Annotated in this window: 13 protein-coding genes; 10 read left to right on the top strand and 3 right to left on the bottom strand. The window is 69.3% G+C overall.

Annotation, left to right across the window (positions count from 1 at the left end; genetic code table 11):
- Positions 1-7: 7 nt before the first annotated feature.
- From GF068_RS18700 to GF068_RS18690, 3 genes are all read left to right on the top strand, one after another.
- On the top strand, positions 8-2,485 hold the full coding sequence (locus tag GF068_RS18700; RefSeq protein WP_153820771.1) for a tetratricopeptide repeat protein: 2,478 nt from the start codon (positions 8-10) through the stop codon (positions 2,483-2,485).
- Between the two features lie 66 nt (positions 2,486-2,551).
- The gene (locus tag GF068_RS18695; protein ID WP_153820770.1) at positions 2,552-3,526 is read left to right on the top strand and encodes an NAD-dependent epimerase/dehydratase family protein; all 975 of its coding nucleotides are present in this window, start codon (positions 2,552-2,554) and stop codon (positions 3,524-3,526) included.
- A gap of 10 nt (positions 3,527-3,536) precedes the next feature.
- Positions 3,537-4,301: a DUF1295 domain-containing protein gene (locus GF068_RS18690; protein ID WP_153820769.1), complete on the top strand. Its 765-nt coding sequence runs from the start codon at positions 3,537-3,539 to the stop codon at positions 4,299-4,301.
- Here the strand turns inward: GF068_RS18690 and GF068_RS18685 are convergent.
- Positions 4,293-5,249, bottom strand: coding sequence for an amidohydrolase family protein (locus GF068_RS18685; protein ID WP_153820768.1), 957 nt, complete (start codon positions 5,247-5,249; stop codon positions 4,293-4,295). The genes GF068_RS18690 and GF068_RS18685 overlap by 9 nt on opposite strands.
- Before the next feature lie 67 nt (positions 5,250-5,316).
- Between GF068_RS18685 and GF068_RS18680 the strand changes: the two genes are divergently transcribed.
- The 5 genes from GF068_RS18680 (at position 5,317) to GF068_RS18660 (ending at position 11,965) form a co-directional block, all read left to right on the top strand.
- A complete protein-coding gene (locus tag GF068_RS18680; protein WP_153820767.1) occupies positions 5,317-6,831 on the top strand; it encodes a HEAT repeat domain-containing protein in 1,515 nt (504 codons plus the stop codon).
- Positions 6,832-6,871: 40 nt separating this feature from the next.
- Positions 6,872-7,675, top strand: coding sequence for an OB-fold-containig protein (locus GF068_RS18675; protein ID WP_170319563.1), 804 nt, complete (start codon positions 6,872-6,874; stop codon positions 7,673-7,675).
- A gap of 99 nt (positions 7,676-7,774) precedes the next feature.
- On the top strand, positions 7,775-9,937 hold the full coding sequence (locus GF068_RS18670) for a flotillin domain-containing protein (protein WP_153820765.1): 2,163 nt from the start codon (positions 7,775-7,777) through the stop codon (positions 9,935-9,937).
- A 4-nt stretch (positions 9,938-9,941) separates the two neighbouring features.
- Positions 9,942-10,481, top strand: a complete 540-nt coding sequence (locus GF068_RS18665; protein ID WP_153820764.1) for a potassium channel family protein — start codon at positions 9,942-9,944, stop codon at positions 10,479-10,481.
- A gap of 80 nt (positions 10,482-10,561) precedes the next feature.
- Positions 10,562-11,965 (top strand): FAD-dependent oxidoreductase, encoded by a 1,404-nt coding sequence (locus tag GF068_RS18660; protein ID WP_153820763.1) that lies wholly within the window; start codon positions 10,562-10,564, stop codon positions 11,963-11,965.
- Between the two features lie 3 nt (positions 11,966-11,968).
- Here GF068_RS18660 and GF068_RS18655 read toward each other — a convergent pair whose 3' ends face one another.
- Positions 11,969-13,318, bottom strand: coding sequence for an RsmB/NOP family class I SAM-dependent RNA methyltransferase (locus GF068_RS18655; protein WP_153820762.1), 1,350 nt, complete (start codon positions 13,316-13,318; stop codon positions 11,969-11,971).
- The gene (gene rseP, locus GF068_RS18650; protein ID WP_338046452.1) at positions 13,311-14,981 is read right to left on the bottom strand and encodes an RIP metalloprotease RseP; all 1,671 of its coding nucleotides are present in this window, start codon (positions 14,979-14,981) and stop codon (positions 13,311-13,313) included. Before rseP ends, GF068_RS18655 begins: the two co-directional genes overlap by 8 nt.
- Positions 14,982-15,142: 161 nt before the next feature.
- Here rseP and GF068_RS18645 point away from each other — a divergent pair, with 161 nt between their 5' ends.
- Both GF068_RS18645 and GF068_RS18640 read left to right on the top strand, forming a co-directional pair.
- Positions 15,143-16,456 (top strand): glycosyltransferase family 4 protein, encoded by a 1,314-nt coding sequence (locus tag GF068_RS18645; protein ID WP_153820760.1) that lies wholly within the window; start codon positions 15,143-15,145, stop codon positions 16,454-16,456.
- A 96-nt stretch (positions 16,457-16,552) separates the two neighbouring features.
- Positions 16,553-18,136, top strand: a complete 1,584-nt coding sequence (locus GF068_RS18640; protein ID WP_153820759.1) for a phytoene desaturase family protein — start codon at positions 16,553-16,555, stop codon at positions 18,134-18,136.
- Positions 18,137-18,140 lie beyond the last annotated feature (4 nt).

Genomic DNA, 18,140 nt, shown 5'->3' with positions numbered 1-18,140 from the left:
GCCGGGTATGGTCCTTACCAAGGCCGGTCTGAACCGGCTGCTCGCGGAAGTCCTGCCCCAAGACGCAGACGTCGACGCGTTCGTCGCACAGCACTTCGGCACCGTCGCCCGGCGCGTCGCGCGCGGGGCGGATCGCGCTGCGAAGATCGCGCTCCTCGTGGAGAACGCCGACGCGAAGGTTCTGCTCGACAAGATCTCCGGCGCGCGCCCGGACGCTGTCGCTCGGAACGAGCACCTGCTCGCCGAGGACAAACGGGTCGCTGGAGCGCCGGTGCCCGACGCAGGACCCTGCGTGGGTCGGCACGCGCTCCTCGCCGATCTCGGCGCGCGCGTCCGTCGCGACGCACCCGAGCCCGTGCTGCTCGTCGGCGGCGCGGGCCTCGGCAAGACGACGCTCGCGCTCGCGCTCCTCCACGCGAAGGCCTCCGTCGATCGCTTCGGCGGTCGCAGGTACGTCGCCCACCTCGACACCGCCGCCGACACCGACGCGGCCGTCGTCGAGGTCAGCCGCGCGCTCGGCGTCGTGCCCGAGGCGCCGCTCCAGGACCGCATCGGGGACGCGCTCCGCCGCGCGCCGGCCCTGGTCGTCCTCGACGATCTCGACGTGCCCCTCGCGAAGGACCCCGCCAACGTGCGTGACCTTCTCCAGAAGCTCACGGCCATCCCGGGCGTCGCCGTCATCGCCACGGCGCGCACGGACGCCGCGCGGCCCGAGGGCTTCCACGTCGCCGACGTCAAGCCCCTCGACGAGGCCGCTGCGCGTGACGCCTTCTGCGCCGTCGCCGGCGAGGCGCGCCGCTCCGATCCGGGCCTCGCCTTCGCGCTCCCCCTGGCGTCCGGCAATCCCCTCGCGCTCGCCTTGCTCGCGCGCGTCGCGGGGGACGGCCCGCTCGACCTCGCCGTGCGCACCTGGCACCAGAAGCAGAACGAGCTCCTCATGCGCGAGGACGGCCCCGAGGAGGCGAGCGCGATCGAGATCGCCGTCGCGCTCGCGCTCGCGAGCGGCCGCCTCTCGGAGGAAGCGCGCCGCCTCGTGCCGCTCTTCGCGTCGTTGCCGAACGGCGTTCGCGCGGACGACCTCGCGAACTTCGCCGCCTCCGGCACGTCCGACGCGGGCGTCGCGCTCGCGGCCCTCGGCCTCGCGCAGGATGCTTCGGGTCGTTATCGTATCCGTCGCGCCGTGCGCGAGCTCGTCGCCTCGCAGCGCCCTGGCTTCGAGGACAGCGCGAAGGCGACGCAGCGCTACACCGCGCTCGCGCTCTCGAACGGCCCGAACATCGGCTGGCCGACGGGCGACGACAGCGCGGCGCGCCTCGCCCTGGACAGCGACAACATCGAGGTGATGATCCTGCGTGGCTTCGACGGCCCGCATCGCATCGCTTGCATCGACGCTGCCGTCGCGCTCGCCACCTTCATCGGCTCCTCGGGCCACTGCACGCCGCGTGTCGTCGAGCGCGCGCGGGACGCGGCGCGCGAGGGTGGGGACAAACTCGGCGAGGCCGACTGCACGCAGGCCCTCGGCGACATCGCGCTCGCGCGTGGTGAGGTCGACGAGGCGCGCGCGCGTTACCTCGACGCGCTCCCGATCTTCCACCAGGCGCGCGCGGGCCTCAGCATCGCCGCGTGCCTCATGCGCCTCGGCGACATCGCGGCCGAGCGCGACGAGTACGACGAGGCGAAGCTGCGCTACAGCGACGCTGCGCCGTTCTACCGGCACATCGGCGACAAGCTCGGCGAGGCCAACTGCGTGCGCAACCTCGCCGAGATCGCGGCCATGCGTGACGATCTCGACGAGGCGCGCGAGCGTTACAAGGAGGCGCTGCCGATCTTCAACGAGCTCGGCGACAAGGCGGCGAGCGCGATCTGCATGAAGGGCATCGCGGACATCGCCTTCCAGCGCACGCAGTACGACGAGGCGCGCGTGCTCTACCAGGAGGTCGGCCCTCTCCTCGAGGAGCTCGGTGATCGCCTCTCGATGGCGCAGTGCCTGCAGAACCTCGGCGACATCGCGTTCGCGCTCGGCGAGCACTCCGTGGCCGAGGGTCATTACCAGAAGGCGCTGCCGATCCTGAAGGAGCTCGGCGACAAACTCGCCGAGGGCACGTGCCTGTCGACGCTCGGCGACGTCGCGCTCGCGTGCACCGAGATCGAGGACGCGCAGGCCTACTACCTCGCGGCGCTCCCCTTGCTCCGCGAGGCCTCCGAGAAGCTCGGCGAGGCGAACTGCATCCAGAGCCTCGGTGACATCGCGCTCACCCAGTTCGAGCACGACGCGGCCCGCTCGCATTACGAGACCGCCCTCGGCCTCTTCACGGCGCTGAAGGACGATTACTCGATCGGCTGGACGCATTACCGCCTGGCCCAGGTCGCGGCGGACCCGGACATCTTCAAGAACCACCTCTACGCCGCGCGTGACGCCTGGCTGCGCATCAGCCGCCAGGACCTCATCGACGACGTGAACACCGAGTTCCCCGGGATCCTCTAGATCCTCCAAATCGGGGATTGTGTGCCCTCCGCGCCCGGTATAGTCCCGGGCGCGGAGGAGTCATCCATGGAAGTCGTCGTCACCGGCGCCACGGGCCACGTGGGCGCGAACCTCACGCGTGCGCTCGTCGAGCGCGGCGATCGCGTGCGTGTGCTTTATCGTCATGCGCCGCGCGCGCTCGACGGCGTCGAATGCGAGCGCGTCACCGGCGACGTCCGTGATCGGGACACCGTCGATCGCCTCGTCCGCGGCGCCGAGCTCGTCTATCACTGCGCCGCCAAGATCTCGCTCGAGCCCGTCGACCCCGAGGTCGACACCATCAACGTCGAGGGCGTCCGCAACATCACGGACGCCTGCATGCGCCACGGTGTCCGCAGGCTCGTGCATTTCAGCTCGATTCACGCCTTCTCCACCGAACCTGCGAGCGAGGTCCTCGACGAGACGCGCCCCCTCATCACCGACCCGCGCCAGCCTCCGTACGACCGCTCCAAGGCGGCGGGACATCGCGTCGTCCTCTCCGCCGTCGAGAAGGGCCTCGACGCTGTCGTCCTTCATCCTGCGGCCGTCCTCGGCCCGCACGATTACATGCCCTCGCGGATGGGCCGCGTCCTGCTTTCGCTCGCCAAGGGCCGCATGCCTGGGGTCGTGGAGGGTGGCTTCTCCTGGGTCGACGTCCGTGACATCGTGGCAGCGGCGCTCGCGGCCGACGCCCGCGGCCGTCGTGGGGAGAACTACCTCCTCTCCGGCCATTGGCTCAGCGTCGGCCAGCTCGCGGCGCTCGCGGGTGAGGTCACGGGCCGCCGCCCGCCGCGCCTCACGACGCCCATGTGGCTCGCGCGTGCCGTCGCGCCATTGGCGGCGGGCATTGCGAAGGTCCTCCGCACCGACCCGCTCTTCAACAGCGTCTCCTTGCACGCGCTCCGCATTCATCGATATGCGAGCCACGCGAAGGCCCGCTCCGAGCTCGGGTATTCGCCGCGCCCCACGAAAGAGACGCTCGAGGCGACCTATGCGTGGTTCCGCGCGGCCGGCATGCTCTGACGGCTGATTCATGACCGAGCCCGCGTTTTACCGCCTCCTCCTCTGGGGATTCCTCCTCGTCGCGGCCCTGACCTTCCCGGCCCTCTTCTTCATCACGGCGCCTTATGGTCGGCACGAGGCGAAATCGTGGGGGCCCACGATTGGCAATCGCCTGGGCTGGCTCGTGATGGAGTCGCCCTCGGTCCTCGCCTTTTTCGCCTGCTGGTATCTCGGCGGCCGGCCCACGGACCCGGCCTCGCTCGCCTTCCTCTTCCTCTGGCAGCTCCATTACGTCCACCGCGCGTGGATCTTTCCTTTCCGCATCAAGAGCGGCCCCAAGCGGATGCCGATCGCCATTGCCGCGTCTGCATTCACGTTCACCCTGATCAACGGCTATCTCAATGGCCGCTGGCTCTTCGGCTTCGGCGCCGATCGTTATGGTGCCGCCTGGCTCGAAGAGCCCCGCTTCTGGATCGGCGCGGCCGTCTTCCTCGTGGGATTCGCCATCAACCAGCACGCCGACTGGGTCCTCCTCCACCTGCGCAAGCCTGGCGAGACCGGCTACAAGATACCCCGCGGCGGCCTGTATCGCTGGGTGACCTGCCCCAATTATTTCGGCGAGATCGTCGAATGGACCGGCTTCGCGATCTGCACCTGGTCCTTGCCGGGCCTCGCGTTCGCGCTCTGGACGATCGCGAACCTCCTGCCGCGCGCCCGCTCCCACCACCGCTGGTATCGCGAGAAATTTCCGGAGTACCCGCCGGAGCGGAGGGCGCTCGTGCCCGGGTTATTCTGAGCCGTACAGCCGCTTCGCATTCCCCCCGACGAGCCCTGCGAGCTGCTCCTCCCGCAAATCGAGCGCCGAGAGCCGCTTGATTTCCCGGTCCCACGCGTACGGGATGTTCGGAAAATCCGACCCGTAGACCACCCGCTCCGGCCGGCAATGCAGGAGCCGCACGGGCGGATCTCCCGTGAAGTATTCGGCCATCGTCATCGTCGTGTCGAGCCAGAGGTTCTCGTGTTTTTCGAGCAGCCGCTCGTACGCGTCGAACTCATCGGCCCCGAGGTGCGGCACGCAGAGCTGCAAGCCTGGATAGTCCGCGAGCACCCGCTCCACCCGCTCCGCCGAGCAGATCTGGTACGGATCCACCTTGTACGCCGGGCTCTTCGGCTCCCTGCCTGCGTGCACCACGAGCGGCTTGTTTGCACGGACGCACGCCTCGTACACGTCGTGCAGCGCCTCCTCGTCCGGCGAGAAGCATTGCACGTGGCAATGCAGCTTCACGCCCCGGAGCCCCATCGCGAACGCCTCCGCCAGGATCTCGTTGGCCCCCGGCTCTCCCGGCAGCACCGTCGCGAGCCCCAGGATGCGTGGTTCTTCCCGGCAGAGCTCCGCCACGAAATGGTTCAGCGCCCGCGCCATCCCCGGCTTGTGCGCGTAATGCAGCGCCACGATCCGCGACAGGCCCCGCGATAGGAGAAATTGCGCGACTTCCCGTGCCCGCAGCTTGTACCGGATCGGCCACCCATATTGCTCGAACCAGCGCCAGAGCGCCTCGAACACCGGATCCGGGAACAGGTGCACGTGGGCGTCGATCACCTCGGGCAAGGACGACGAAAGCCGCTCGCCTTCCTCGTCGTTCGCGGCGGGCAGCGGAGCCTGGTCCGCCGACAGCCAGCCGCCGAGGGTTTTCCGCGGCGGCGGCGCGTGATCGGCGAGGCAGGGCAGGGGACAGTCGTGCATGGTGGGCGGAGTTTGCCTCAACGAGCGCCCGGGTGACAGGGGGAGACGTCGTGGTACGCTTGGCGCCGTGACGGTCGTCTTCCCGCACGAAAAGATTCGCGACGACGAGGACCGCTCCTACACGTTCGCCCTCCTCGCTTGCCTCGCCGATCCCGAGACGCCCGAGGACGAGCGCCACGAGCTCGCCGATACACTTCATCGCCTCGACGACCCCCGGGCCGAGGCTCGGCTCATCGAATTGCTCCAGGACCGCTCGGCGCCTCCGGCCGTGCGTGAAGCTGCGAGCTCGGTCCTGCGCTGGGCCGGCGCTGAAAACCGATTTCACCTCGCGAGGATGCTGCGCGACGGCGACCTCATCCTGCAGCGGTATGCCGTCCTCGGCATGGATCATCGCCATGCCGACCTCATCGAGCCGATTGCGCGAGATCCCGATCATCCCCTCCACCGCGAGGCGATCCGCGCCATGATCTGGGCCTGCGAGGAGCCACGCTTCCAGGCGCTCAAGATCGCGGCCCTCTCCCATCCGAACCCGATCGTGCGAGAGACCGCGGCGGACGTGCTCCTCTGGGATGAACCCGTGGCCGCCGAGGAGCCCTTGCTCGCGGCGCTCGACGACGTCGTGGAGGACGTCGCCGTCTCCGCGGCCAACACGCTCCAGTATTATCCGACCCGCCGCACCCTCGCGCGCCTCGCCGAGCTTTCGTCGCGCGAGGGAAAACTCGGCGAGCAGGCGGGATACAGCTTCGAGCAGATCCGCGGGCAATTCCGGGGCGACCTCCAGAACGCCGAGGGCGCCGAACGCGAGGCGCTCCTCGCCTGGATGCAGCCGGTCTGGTCCATTCTCGCCTTCACGGACGACGAGATACGTTACGAGCCACCCGAATCGTTCGTCCGAACGAACCCTGTCCAAGATATCGTCACGGCGGACCAGCTTTTGGAGTCCCTCGGAGGCCCCGACGGCCCCTGGGCCGAAAAGAAGCGCCGCCTGCAGCAGGCCGATCCGGCTGCATTTTCACCCGCCGACATCGAGCGCCTCGTCCCGTTCTTCGTGACGCACCCCGATCCCGACGTCCGCGCCGACGGCGCGCGTCTCCTCGGGGCGTGGAATCGCCACGACGCACTCATTGCCCTGCTCGACGACGTGCGTTTCTACGTCTCGAAGACCGCCATGTATTACCTCGGCAAAACCACGCCGAGCCCCCTCGTCGCCGCGCGCGTGCTTCGCCACCTCCTCGATCCTGGCGTCACGAGCACCCACGCCTACGAGACCCTCGACACCTACGTCGTCCACGCGCCCGCCGAAGAGGCGATCCCCCGGCTCGCGGAGCTCGCCATGGACCGGCGTGAAGCGATCCGCCTCGACGCCATCAACACGCTCACGAAGCTCGGCGCCGTCCGCGAAATCGAGCCCCTCCTCGCGCTCCTCGAAGCCCCGCCCCTCATGACGTGGTCCGTCCACGTCGCTCTCCTCGAAGCTTGCCGCGATCTCGGCCTCGCCCCGCGCGGACTCGACGCGCTCCGCGCCGTCGACAACCTCGACCTGCAGCGAGCAATCGCCCGGATCGGTCGCCCTTCATCTTGACCCCGCTCCGCCGCGACCACACCATCCCCTGCGGAGCCCCTTGGACCTCCTCCAATCCCTCTTCGTCTGGGCGAACCTCCCCTACGCAATCGTCTTTTCGGTCGCGATCCTCTTCGCGCTCCTGCAAATGACCGGCGTCCTCGGCCTCCTGATCGGCGGCTCCGATCACGACGCCGACCACGACCACGACGTCGACGCGGACGCCGATCACGACCACGACCACGACGCCGACCACGACCAGGACGCGAGCTTCGGCGGCAAGATCCTCCTCGACCTCGGCGCGGGCCGCGTCCCCTTCTCCGTCCTCTGGCAGACCTTCGCCGTCACCTTCGGCATCACCGGCCTCGCGCTCAACACCCTCTATTTCGGCCGCTCCGGCGCCCTCGCGCCCTCCTCCCTCGCGCTCAGCTTGCCCGCCTCCCTGCTCGTCGCTTACCTCGTCACGCGCACCGCCTCGCGCCTGCTCGGCAAGGTCGTCGCGCCGGCCGGCGAGCAGGCCACGAGCCGCAAGGACCTCGTCGGCTGCTCGGGTGTCGTCATCTCGAGCCGCGTCACCTCTGAATTCGGCGAGATTCGCGCCAAGGACCGCGGGGGGCATTTCGTGCACGTCATCTGCCGCATTCGCGAGGGCGAGCCCGTCATCGCCGCAGGCCGCGAGGTCGTCATCATCGATTACGACAGCACGGACGGCTGCATCTTCGTCGCGCCCCTCGACGACGACGCGCCCTCCGCGCCCGCGCTCCGCGTCGCGCAGGGCGCCGGCGCCGAGACCGAAGCCGAAGCCGAGACCGAAGCGGAGGCCTCGGAGACGAACGAAAAATCCAGCGATCGCCGCGCTCCTTGAGCGGGCGAGCGCGTTCTCCCTTGCCACGGCCCCCTGCGAGGCGGTCTCATCGATCGTCGCCTCTGCAGCAGCGCCTTTCTCGATCGGAGCAAGCGAGCCATGCCTCAGCTCTTCCAGAAACCCGAGTTTCAGTTATTCGCCCTCGGCACGGGCGGTTTCCTCGTCCTCCTCGTCGCGTTCTTCGTCACCCTCGCGAAGTTTTATCGACGTTGCGGCGCGGACGAGGCCCTCGTGCGCACCGGCGCGGGCGGCAACAAGGTCGTGATCGGCGGCGGTATCACCGTCTATCCGATCCTCCACCAGCTCCTTCGGGTCTCGCTCCACTCGATGAAGCTCTCCGTCGAGCGCTCGGGCAAGAACGCCCTCGTCACGAAGGACAAGATCAAGGCCAACGTCACGACGGAGCTCTACATCAAGGTCGAGCCCATCACCGAGGACGTGCTCGCCGCCGCGCGATCGTTCGGCGAGCGAAACTTCGACGAGAACGCGATCGGCGACCTCATCGAGGGCAAACTCACCGACGCCCTTCGCTCCGTCTCCGCGAACCAGACCTTCATGGAGCTGCACGGCCAGCGCAAGCAGTTCGCCGAGCACATCCAGAGCACGCTCTCCGACGAGCTCAAGAAGAACGGCCTCACGCTCGAGAACGTCTCGATCACCGCGCTCGCGATGGTCCCCGTCACCGAGCTCGATCCGAACGACGTCTTCGACGCCGAGGGCCTGCGCGCCATCACCGACAGCGTCCAGTCGAACGCCGAGCAGACCACCAAGATCCAGCGCGAGAAAGAGCTCGCCATCCAGCTCACGAACGCCGAGGCCAGGAAACGCGCCCTCACGATCGAGCAAGATCAGAAGCAGGCCGAGGCCGATCAAGCCCGCCGCGTCTCCGAGTACGCCGCGACGCAGAAGGCCGAGACCGCGAAGGCCGTCTACATCCAGGAGCAGGCGCAGGAGCTCGCCGCGCTCGAGAAACGCAAAGCGACCGAGACCGCGCGTATCCAGCAAGAGCAAGCGATCGCCGTCGCCGAGGCCGCGCGCCAGCGGGGCCAGCGCGAGGCGCAGATCGCCGCCGAGAAGGCGCAGCAAGCCGCCGAGATCGCCAAGCAACGCGAGATCGAGGCCGCGACGATCGAGAAGCAGAAGGTCGTCCAGGCCGCCGAGGTCGATCGGCAAAAGGCCCTCGAGAGCGCCGAGATCGACAAGCAAAAGACCGTCGAGAGCGCCGAGATCATCAAGCAGCAGGCCGTCGAGACCGCGCGTATCGCCAAGCAGATCGCGGTCACGCAGAGCGAGGAGCAGGCCGCGCGCGCCGCCGCCCTGAAGGCCCAGGCCGAGGCCGAGCAGCAACAGGCGATGCAGGCGATCATCACGGTCGAGGAGACCGCGAAGGCGAACCGCGAGAAGGCCATCGCCGTCATCAAGAGCGAGGAGGACGCGCAACGCTCGCGCATCGCCGCCGAGCGCGAGGCCTTCAAGCTCAAGCTCGAAGCCGAGACCCAGGCCGCCGCGCTCAAGGCGCACGCCGAGGGTGAAGCCGCGGCCAAGCGCGCCGCCGCCGAGGGCGAGATCGCCCGCGCGCAGGGCCTCGCGCAGGCGCGCGAGCTCGACGCGCAGGCGAGCGCCAACGTCATGCGCAAGGGCGCCGAGGCCGACGGCGACCGCGTCCGCATCACCGCCGAGGCCAAGGCCCAGGCCGCCTCGCAGGAGGCCCAGGCCTTGATCGCCCTCGCCGAGGCCACGCGCAAGAAGGGCGAGGCCGAGGCCGACGCCAAGCGCAAGCTCGTCGAGGCCGAGAACGCCGTCGCCACGAAGTTCCTCCTCCGCGACGTCGCCGTGAAGGCGCTCGACGTCCTGCCCGCCGTCACGCGCGAGCTCATGACCCCGGCCCGCGCGATCAGCGAGATCAAGGTCCTGCAGCTCCAGGGCACGGGCGGGTCTGTCGCGACGAACGGTGAGGCAGGCGCGAGCGCGCCCTTCGGCTCTGTCGCTTCGCCCGTCCTCAAGACCATCCTCGAGGCCGGCGCGGCGTATCCGCTCCTGCGCGAGATGCTCGCCTTCTCGCAGGTCGACGAGCGCGGCCTCGCCGACAAGGCCCGCGCCTTCCTCGGCACGCTCCCGGCCGAGCTCCGCGCCGTGATCGACAAGGACCCGGAGCTCTCGAAGAAGCTCGACGACCTCGGCGTCGCCCGCGGCGCGCCCTCCGGCGCTGGCATTCAGGTGCACGAGGTCGATCCGCCCGCGGCCCCGGCCCCGGCCGAGTGAATCGATGACCGCGCCGCGCCGAGATCCCGAAGAGGCCGCGCTCTCTGCGCTCGCGCAGATCGCGGCGGGCCTCGTCTCGACCCCGGGCGCGCAGGGCGGCGCGCTCGGGTACTCCACGTGGAAGCAGGGGTTTCGTGAGCTCGTGCTGCGCGACCCGCTCGACACGCTGCTCGTCTCCGTGCTCGGCGGGGCTTACCTCTTCTGGCTCGCCGAGAAGGATCAAAACCCGCGGTGCCGCACGTTCTGGGACGCCGCGGTGTTCGTCTCGACCTGCCTCTCGGTGGGTTATGACAACAAGTTCCCGCACACCGAATCGGGCAAGGCGCTCGCGACCTTCCTCATGACGTTTGGCCCGGGCGTCGCGGCGAGGGCGTTCACGCCGCCCGCTATGGGCCGGCAAAATTCCGTCGAAGCGGCGACCCCTCCGGCTGTGGTGGCCGGTACGGCGGAGTCAATCGCCCTGCAAAAAGCCATTCTCGCTCGACTCGACGCGATCCTCACCGAGCTCCAGGGCCGCTCGTCCGAGCGGGACGCGCGGGGCTGACAGTTTTTCTCGTTCGGCTATGATATGCGGTCGTTCCGGACCGCCCCTCTCCCGGTCCGCTTCGCCGAGGAGGATCTGTCATGTCCCTTTCCGCAACGAATGGAGCCGGCCGGCACGCCATCGTCCTGGGTGGTGGTATCGCCGGGCTCGTCGCGGCGCGCGTGCTCACGGACCATTTCGATCGTGTCACCGTGCTGGAGCGCGACAAACCCGGGTCGGAGGGGGCTTTTCGCGCGGGGGTCCCTCAGAGTCGCCATGCCCATGTCCTGCTCGCCAAAGGGCACGCGTGCGTCGAGCAGCTCTTCCCCGGCATCGGCGACGAAATGGAGGCGGCGGGAGCGCCTCTTTACGATGTCGGCGAGCGCTGCATCTCGATATACCCCCAAGGACGCCTCCTGCGGCGCCGCGCCGGCGTCGAGCTGCGCCTGACGAGCCGCATGTTCCGGGAGCGGCTCATACGCCGCCGTGTCGTCGAAGGAGGTCGCGTCTCCTTCCGGGAGGGTGTCGTCGTGCAGGGCCTCGTCCCCGAGGGATGCGGCGTCGCGGGCGTACGGATTCGAAACGTCGAAGGTGGCGCCGAATCGACGGTCTTCGCCGATCTCGTCGTGGCGGCGTGTGGCCGTGAAGCCCCGGTCGTCGACTGGCTCGTCGCGCTCGGTTATCCGGCGCCTCGTGAGGTCGTGGTGGACGCGGGGCTCTCCTATTCCAGCCGCTGGTATCGTTTCCCGCGTGATCGCCGCGATTTTTACGCCGTGGCCGAGCTCCCCGGGGCCCCCGATCGTCCACGCGGCGGCGTCGCCTTCATGACGGAGCACGACACGTGGGTCGTGACGCTGATGGGTACGTCCAGGATCCGGACGCCGACGGACGAAAGCAGCTTCAATGTCTGGGTGCGCGCGCTCGACAACCCGCACATCCACGAGCTCATCACGGAGGCCGAGCCCATCTCACCGATTTACGGTTATGCGCGGACCGACAACCGCCGACGCCTGTTCGATCGAATGCCGAGTTTCCCCGAGCGTTTCGTGGTCCTCGGCGATGCCGCTGCCTCGCTGAACCCGCTCTATGGCCAGGGCATGACGGTAGGCGCGCTCGGCGCGCTCGAGCTCGGGGCCTGCCTCGAAGAGCAGCGCGAGCGCGTGGGGGGGCGGAGCCTGACGGGGTTGTCCAGGCGATTCCAGCGTTGCCTCGCGCGCATGCAGGAGCCGGCGTGGGTGATGGCGACGGCGGAGGATTTTCGATGGCCCGGGACCTCGGGGGAACGACCGGGGCCTGCGCAGAAGGTCGCCGAGGCTTATTTCAACATCATCCTTCGGCTCGCGACGAGGGATCCCGTGGTGCACACGGCGATGCTCCGCGTGACGCACATGGTCGATCCGATGTCGGAGCTGTTCCGCCCGGACATCGTGAGCCGGGTGCTCGAATGCTCGACGCGGCCGGTGCGGAAAGCGGTGGGGGCGCTCGTGGAGCAGGTCGCGAGGTAGCTCTCAGCCTCTCCGCACCAAAAACCCCCCCACGAAATACCCATCCGTCCCCTGCACGTGCGGCAAGAGCCGGAAGCTCGCCGCCCCCTCGCCCACGATCCCCGGCAGGAGCTCCGCCTCGATCGGCGCCTTCTCCAGCCGCACCCCCGTCCCCGCGTCCTCCGTGACGAGCCGCTCCACCACCTCCTCGGCCTCCTCCCGGAGCACGCTGCACACCGCGAACACGAGCCGCCCCCCGTCCTTCACCCGCGTCGCCGCGTTTCGCACGATCGCAATCTGGAGCTCCGACAAACGCTTCACGTCGTCTGCCGTCCGCCGCAGCGCGATCTCCGGCCGCCTCCGGAGCGTCCCCACCCCCGAGCACGGCGCGTCCACCAGCACCCGATCGTAATCACGCGGCACCTCCTCGAACGCCCCCGTCCTCGCCGCCCAGTCGACCGCGTACGTCTTCCGAGCGCCTCTCCCAGCCGGCCCCTCCTTCAATCGATCGAGCTTCTGCGCGTACAGATCCGCCGCGTCCACCGCGCCCTCGGGCCCCACCTCGTCCGCGAGCAGCCACGTCTTGTTTCCTCGCCCCGCGCACGCGTCGAGCACCCGCTCGCCCCGCTTCGCCCCGAGCGCGAGCGCCACCACCTGCGCCCCTTCCTCCTGCACGATCCACGCCGTACCCACGCCCGGCAATCGCCGCACGTCTCCGGCGCCGCGCACCAGGATCGCCCGTGGCGAGGCCTGCCCCTCCTCGAATGTGCCGTCCGGACAAACTTGACGCAATCGAGCGATCCACGCCGCCCGATCCTCCGCGAGCGAGACCGACAAACCCAGGGGCGGAGGCACCGGGCCCGCCGAGAGATAGGCCTCCGCCGCGCTCCGCCCGAGCGATCGCCGTAGCGAACCGCGCAGCCAGCCCGGCGCCGACGCGCTCGCCGCCTCCGTCAGCGAGGGCCGCCCCTTCGCCTCGATCTCTGCCGACAGCTTCCGCAAGATCGCATTCGCGAACGACCCCGTCCGCGTGTCCCCCTCCGACCGGATCGCCCCCACGGCCTCGTTCACCGCGGCGAACGCCGGCACCCGGTCGAGGAAGCAGATCGCGTACGCCGCCATGAGCACGTGCGCCCGCGCGATCGGCGAGGGCAGGTCGAGCTTGCCTTTCGGCGTCATCGCCGAGAGCCTCGCGACGAGCGCGCCTTCGGTCCGCAAAACGCCGTACACGAGCTCGGTCGCGAGCCCGGCGTCGCGCGGATCCATCCCCGCGTGCCGCCCGAGCTCGGCGTCGAGCGCCGCGGCCGCGAACGCCTCCGTGCTCCACACCCGCGCGAGCACCCGGGCCGCGATGATCCTCGCCTCGCTAATCAACGAGCTCCCTCAACTGCCCTTGAATCACGTCCCACCGTCGCTCCACGTCATTCTTGAACGCGACCCCCATCAACACAAAGAGCACGAGCAGGCCCACGAGGCTCGCGATTTCTCGCACCCGGAGCGGCAGAGGCCGCCGTGACACCGCCTCGAACATGAAAAACAGGAGGTGCCCGCCGTCGAGCACCGGGATCGGCAAGAGGTTGATGAGCCCGAGGTTGATGGAAATCACGGCCATCGCCCACACGAAGTACGAGACGCCCTTCGAGCCCTCCTCGCCGACCACGTCGTAGACCGTGATCGGCCCGCCGAGCGTCGAGATGCTCACCTTGCCCTCGACGATCCGCACGATCCCCACCACGATGAACCGGATCACGTCGTACGTCTCGTCGAGCGCGCTCCGGAGCGCGAACGGCAGGAGCGACGCGTGCTCCACGTACGCCTCCGGCATCACCGGCGACCAGTTCGACGCCCGCACGAAATACCGCGGCCGATGCTGGCCGTATTCGTCGATCCAGTCCTCGCGCCGCAAGAGAATGGTCCCGCTCTTCTTCACCCCGCCCCGGAGCCACGTCACCGTGTGTGGCCGATCCGGCGCCACCAGCAATCGCTCGAGGAACGTCGCCCACGCCGTCACCGCGGCCTGATCGACCTCCACGATACGATCCCCCGGCCGCATGTCCGCGCTCCACTCCGCCGAACCCTCGGCCACGTCGAATACGTAGAGGTCCGCCGATTCGAGCCCCGTCCGCTCCTCCAGGTCGCCGTGTCCGCCCTCCGGCGTCAGCGCCGCCACGCCCGACTCGTAGACCGCCATCTCCGCGAGCCCGCCGAACGCGCGTGGCACCTTCACCGGGCGCAGATACGTCACCGGCACCGTCTCGCCGTGGTTCTCCGAAAGCGCCGTCTCCAGGTCCGCGAACGTCTTCACCGGCCGGCCCCGCACCTCGGTCACGAGGTCGAACGTCCGCAGGCCTGCGCGATACGCCGGCGAATCCGGCCGCGAGATCCCCACCACCGCCGCGGGCCGGCTCGGCTTGATGCCGATTTCGCCGACCTTCTCCACGATGTCGAGCGGCTTCCGGACGACCTTCTCCTCCGGCACCACCACGACCTCGACGTGCTCGTTGTCGCGAAACACCTTGAGGCGAAGCTCTTTGCCCGGGCTCTCCCCGATGATGCGCGCGAGCTCGGCGAACGTCGAGATTCGCTCGCCGTCCACCTCGAGCACCCGATCCCCCGGCGCGAGTTTCCCCTCCGCCGGGTGTCCGGGCAAAACGAAGCCGACCGTCGGGGGCGAGAAACGTGTCTCGCCCACGAAAACGGAGAAATACAGGAGGACCGGGAACAGGATGTTCATCGCCGGGCCCGCGATGACGATGATCACCCGTTTCCAGAGCGCCTGCGCCTCGAACGTACGCTTCCGATCCTCAGGCAGCACCGGCTCCTGCCGGTTCTCCTCCAGCATCTTCACGAAGCCGCCGAGGGGCAGGAGCCCCACGCAATACTCCGTCTCTCGTCCTCGAAACCGGAGCACCTTCGGCCCGAAGCCGATCGAGAACGTGAGCACCTTCACGCCGAAGATCTTCGCCCACACGAAGTGGCCGAGCTCGTGCACGAAGATGAGCACGGAGCAGAGAAGCGCGAAGTAGAGCAGATCCACGGCAGGCGTATCTCTACGCGAGATCCCGGCGGGGCGCCAAGGACAAAAACGGCGCCCGGGACGCTCTCGCCGCTCACGGAGGAGCCCCATTTGCCCGGCCTTCGCCGCCGTGCAATCGTTGGCCCGGGCATTGGAACCATCGTGGACTGGGGGGATCGGTCTTGCGCCTGCTCATCGTCTCGTACGCTTTTCCGCCCGTCGGCGGCGTCGCCGTCCAGCGCGTCACCAAGTTCGCCAAGTACCTGCCTTCCTGCGGCGTCGAGACCACCGTGCTCACGGCGGAAAACCCGTCCGTCCCCATCCGGGACGAATCCTTGCTGCGCGACGTCCCGGCCGAAGTGAAGGTCGTCCGCGTACGCACCCTCGAGCCGAGTTACGAGAAAAAAGCCGCCGTCTGGCGCGGCGCCGCCTCCAAGGGCCGCCTCTCGGGGGCGCGCCGCGCCCTCGCGCGCTTTGCCTCCGCCGCGCTCGTCCCCGACCCGCAGGTCCTCTGGCTGCCCGCGGCCGCCCCGGCGATCCGCCGCCTCTCGGCGGACGTCGACGCCGTCCTCGTCAGCGGCCCGCCCTTTTCGCCGTTTTTGCTCGGCCCGCTCGCGCGTGTCCCGTTCATCCTCGACTATCGTGACGAATGGCGCACGGCGGCCACCTACGAAATGCACGGCGGGCCGCTCCTCGCCCGCGCGATCGACGCGATCGAGCCCGCCCTCGTCCGGCGCGCCGCGCGGATCCTCACGGCGACCGATACGTTCCGCGAGAACCTGCTCGCGCGGTATCGCGACCTCGACGAGGGCCGCGTCGTCACCTTGACGAACGGCTACGATCCGGACGATTTCGCCCACGTCCGCGGCGCGCCTCCACCGCTCCCGTATGCGCCGGGGCGCAAGCTCGTCGCCACCTATGCCGGGACGACCTTCTGGCATACCTCGCCGCGTGGTCTCTTCGCCGGGCTCCGCCTCCTCGCCGAGCGCGCGCCGAGGCTCGCGGACCTCTTCGACATCCGGTTCGTCGGCCGCGTCGTCGACACCGAGCGCGCCGTCTTCGAGGCGGATCCGCTGCCCATGGTCCGCCACCTCGGCTTCCGCCCGCACGACGAGGCGCTCTCGCTCCTCGCCGAGAGCCACCTCGCGCTGGTGATCGTCGACGACATCCCCGGCAATGCGGCCATTTATCCGGGCAAGATCTTCGACATCATGGCCGTCGGTCGGCCTTGCCTCGCGCTCGCGCCCGAGGGCGCGCTCTCGCGCCTCGTCGAGCGGCATCGGCTCGGCCGCGTCGTGCACCCGCGCGAGCCTGCCGCCATTGCCGAGGCGCTCGAGGACGTCGCAAAGACGTTCCAGCGCGGCGAGCCGCTCCTCTCCGCCCGGCCCGAGGGCCTCGAACCTTATCACCGCCGCGCGATCGCTGGCCGCCTCGCCGAGGTCCTCCGCGACATCGTCGATCGGCAAAAACAGCCGAGCGCGCCCTCCGCGGCTTGAAGGTGGCGCCACGAACGGCGTCGAGCCGCGTGGGCTGCTGCGCCCTTGACAGCGGTCATACGATTGGTTCTTCTCGTCGCGGACGGAGGACGTTCGATGACGAGATCTCATGACGCGATTTTCATCGGCGGCGGCCACAATGCGCTCATCGCCGCCGCTTACCTCGCGCGGGCGGGGTGGAGCGTGCTGGTCCTCGAGAAGAACGACAGGCCCGGCGGCTTCGTACGCACGGAGGAGCTCACCCTGCCGGGATTCGTCCACGACACCTATGCCACGGCCCACCCGCTCTTCGTCACGGGGCCTGCGTATGCGGAGCTCCGCGACGAGCTCGAGGCGCGTGGCCTCCATTATCTCAATTGCGACATCCCCGCGGGCGTCTCCATGCCCGGCGGGCGCAGCTCCGTCCTCTTCCGCGACCCGGCGGCGAGCGTCGCGGAGCTCGACCGCCTCGCGCCCGGCGACGGCGCGGCATTCATGAAGCTGATCGAGGGTTTTTCGGCCCACGCGGGGTCGATCTTCCCTCTGTTCTCCATGAACCTCGCGTCCCCCGAGGCGAATGCATTCATCCGGAAGCTCATGCTCGGCGAAGGCGGGCTGGGCCTCTCGTCCTTCGCGGCCGATTTCATGATGTCGGCGCGGGACCTCCTGGAGACGCGCTTCCGATCCGAGGTGTTTCGTGGCTTGATCTCGCCCTGGCTCCTCCACGCCGGGCGCGGCCCCGAGGAGCCGAACAGCGCCTTCTGGCTCACGCTTTTTCTCCTGTCCGTGCTGAGCGGCGGCGTGCCCACGCCGGCGGGAGGGAGCGAGATGCTCGTCAAGGCGCTCGTCCGGCTGATCGAGGACCATGGCGGCGAGATTCGATCCCATTGCGCCGTCGAGCGTATCCTCGTCGAAGGGGGCGAGGCGAGGGGGGTCGTCACGGCCGATGGGGAGAGGTACCACGCGCGGCGCGCCGTGATCGCCTCGACGAACCCCGATCAGCTCTATCTGAAGCTCCTCGCGGGTACGGGCGTGGTGCACCCGGAGATCGAGCGGCAAGCGAAGGGGTTTCGTTATGGTCGAGGCGCGGTGCAGGTCCACCTGGCGCTCTCCGCGCCGCCCGATTTCCCGGACGAACGCCTCCGGAGAGGCGGCCTCGTCCACCTCACGACGGGCCTCGACGGCCTCTCCAGGGCCATCAACGAGGCCGCCCGCGGCCTCTTGCCCGCCGAGCCCACCATTTCGTTCGACGTCCCCTCGGCGCTCGACCCGGCGCGGGTGCCCCCCGGGAAGGCCGTGGCGCGCCTGCAGATGCTGGAAGTGCCGCGCCGCGCGCGGGGCGACGCGGCTGGGCTCATCGACGTGGGCGACGGGGTCTGGAACGACGACCTCAAGAATCGCTTCGCGGACCGCGTGCTCGAGATCGCGGCGAAACACGTGCCCAACCTGAAGAGCTCCATCCTGGCGCGGCGCGTGATCGGGCCCGCCGATCTGGCTCGATTCAACCCCAATGCGGGCGATGGTGATCCTTATGGCGGCGCGCACGACCTCGCGCAGAGCTACTTCCTGCGCCCGATCGCCGGCCAGCCGAGCCATCGCACGCAGGTGCCGAACCTGTACATGATCGGCGCGGCCACGTGGCCCGGCCACGGCGTCGGCGGCGGCTCGGGCTACATCGTGGCGAAGCAGCTCCTCGCGTGAGACA

The organism is Polyangium spumosum, from assembly GCF_009649845.1.
In the GTDB taxonomy this organism is placed as follows: domain Bacteria; phylum Myxococcota_A; class Polyangia; order Polyangiales; family Polyangiaceae; genus Polyangium; species Polyangium spumosum.
This window is presented reverse-complemented; position numbering and strand designations above follow the sequence as displayed.

What these genes read in the sequence shown, in the direction of transcription:
- GF068_RS18700 (WP_153820771.1), top strand. Translation starts at nt 8, where the DNA reads ATGGTCCTTACCAAGGCCGGTCTGAACCGGCTGCTCGCGGAAGTCCTG.
- GF068_RS18695 (WP_153820770.1), top strand. Translation starts at nt 2,552, where the DNA reads ATGGAAGTCGTCGTCACCGGCGCCACGGGCCACGTGGGCGCGAACCTC.
- GF068_RS18690 (WP_153820769.1), top strand. Translation starts at nt 3,537, where the DNA reads ATGACCGAGCCCGCGTTTTACCGCCTCCTCCTCTGGGGATTCCTCCTC.
- GF068_RS18685 (WP_153820768.1), bottom strand. Translation starts at nt 5,249, where the DNA reads ATGCACGACTGTCCCCTGCCCTGCCTCGCCGATCACGCGCCGCCGCCG.
- GF068_RS18670 (WP_153820765.1), top strand. Translation starts at nt 7,775, where the DNA reads ATGCCTCAGCTCTTCCAGAAACCCGAGTTTCAGTTATTCGCCCTCGGC.
- GF068_RS18665 (WP_153820764.1), top strand. Translation starts at nt 9,942, where the DNA reads ATGACCGCGCCGCGCCGAGATCCCGAAGAGGCCGCGCTCTCTGCGCTC.
- GF068_RS18660 (WP_153820763.1), top strand. Translation starts at nt 10,562, where the DNA reads ATGTCCCTTTCCGCAACGAATGGAGCCGGCCGGCACGCCATCGTCCTG.
- GF068_RS18640 (WP_153820759.1), top strand. Translation starts at nt 16,553, where the DNA reads ATGACGAGATCTCATGACGCGATTTTCATCGGCGGCGGCCACAATGCG.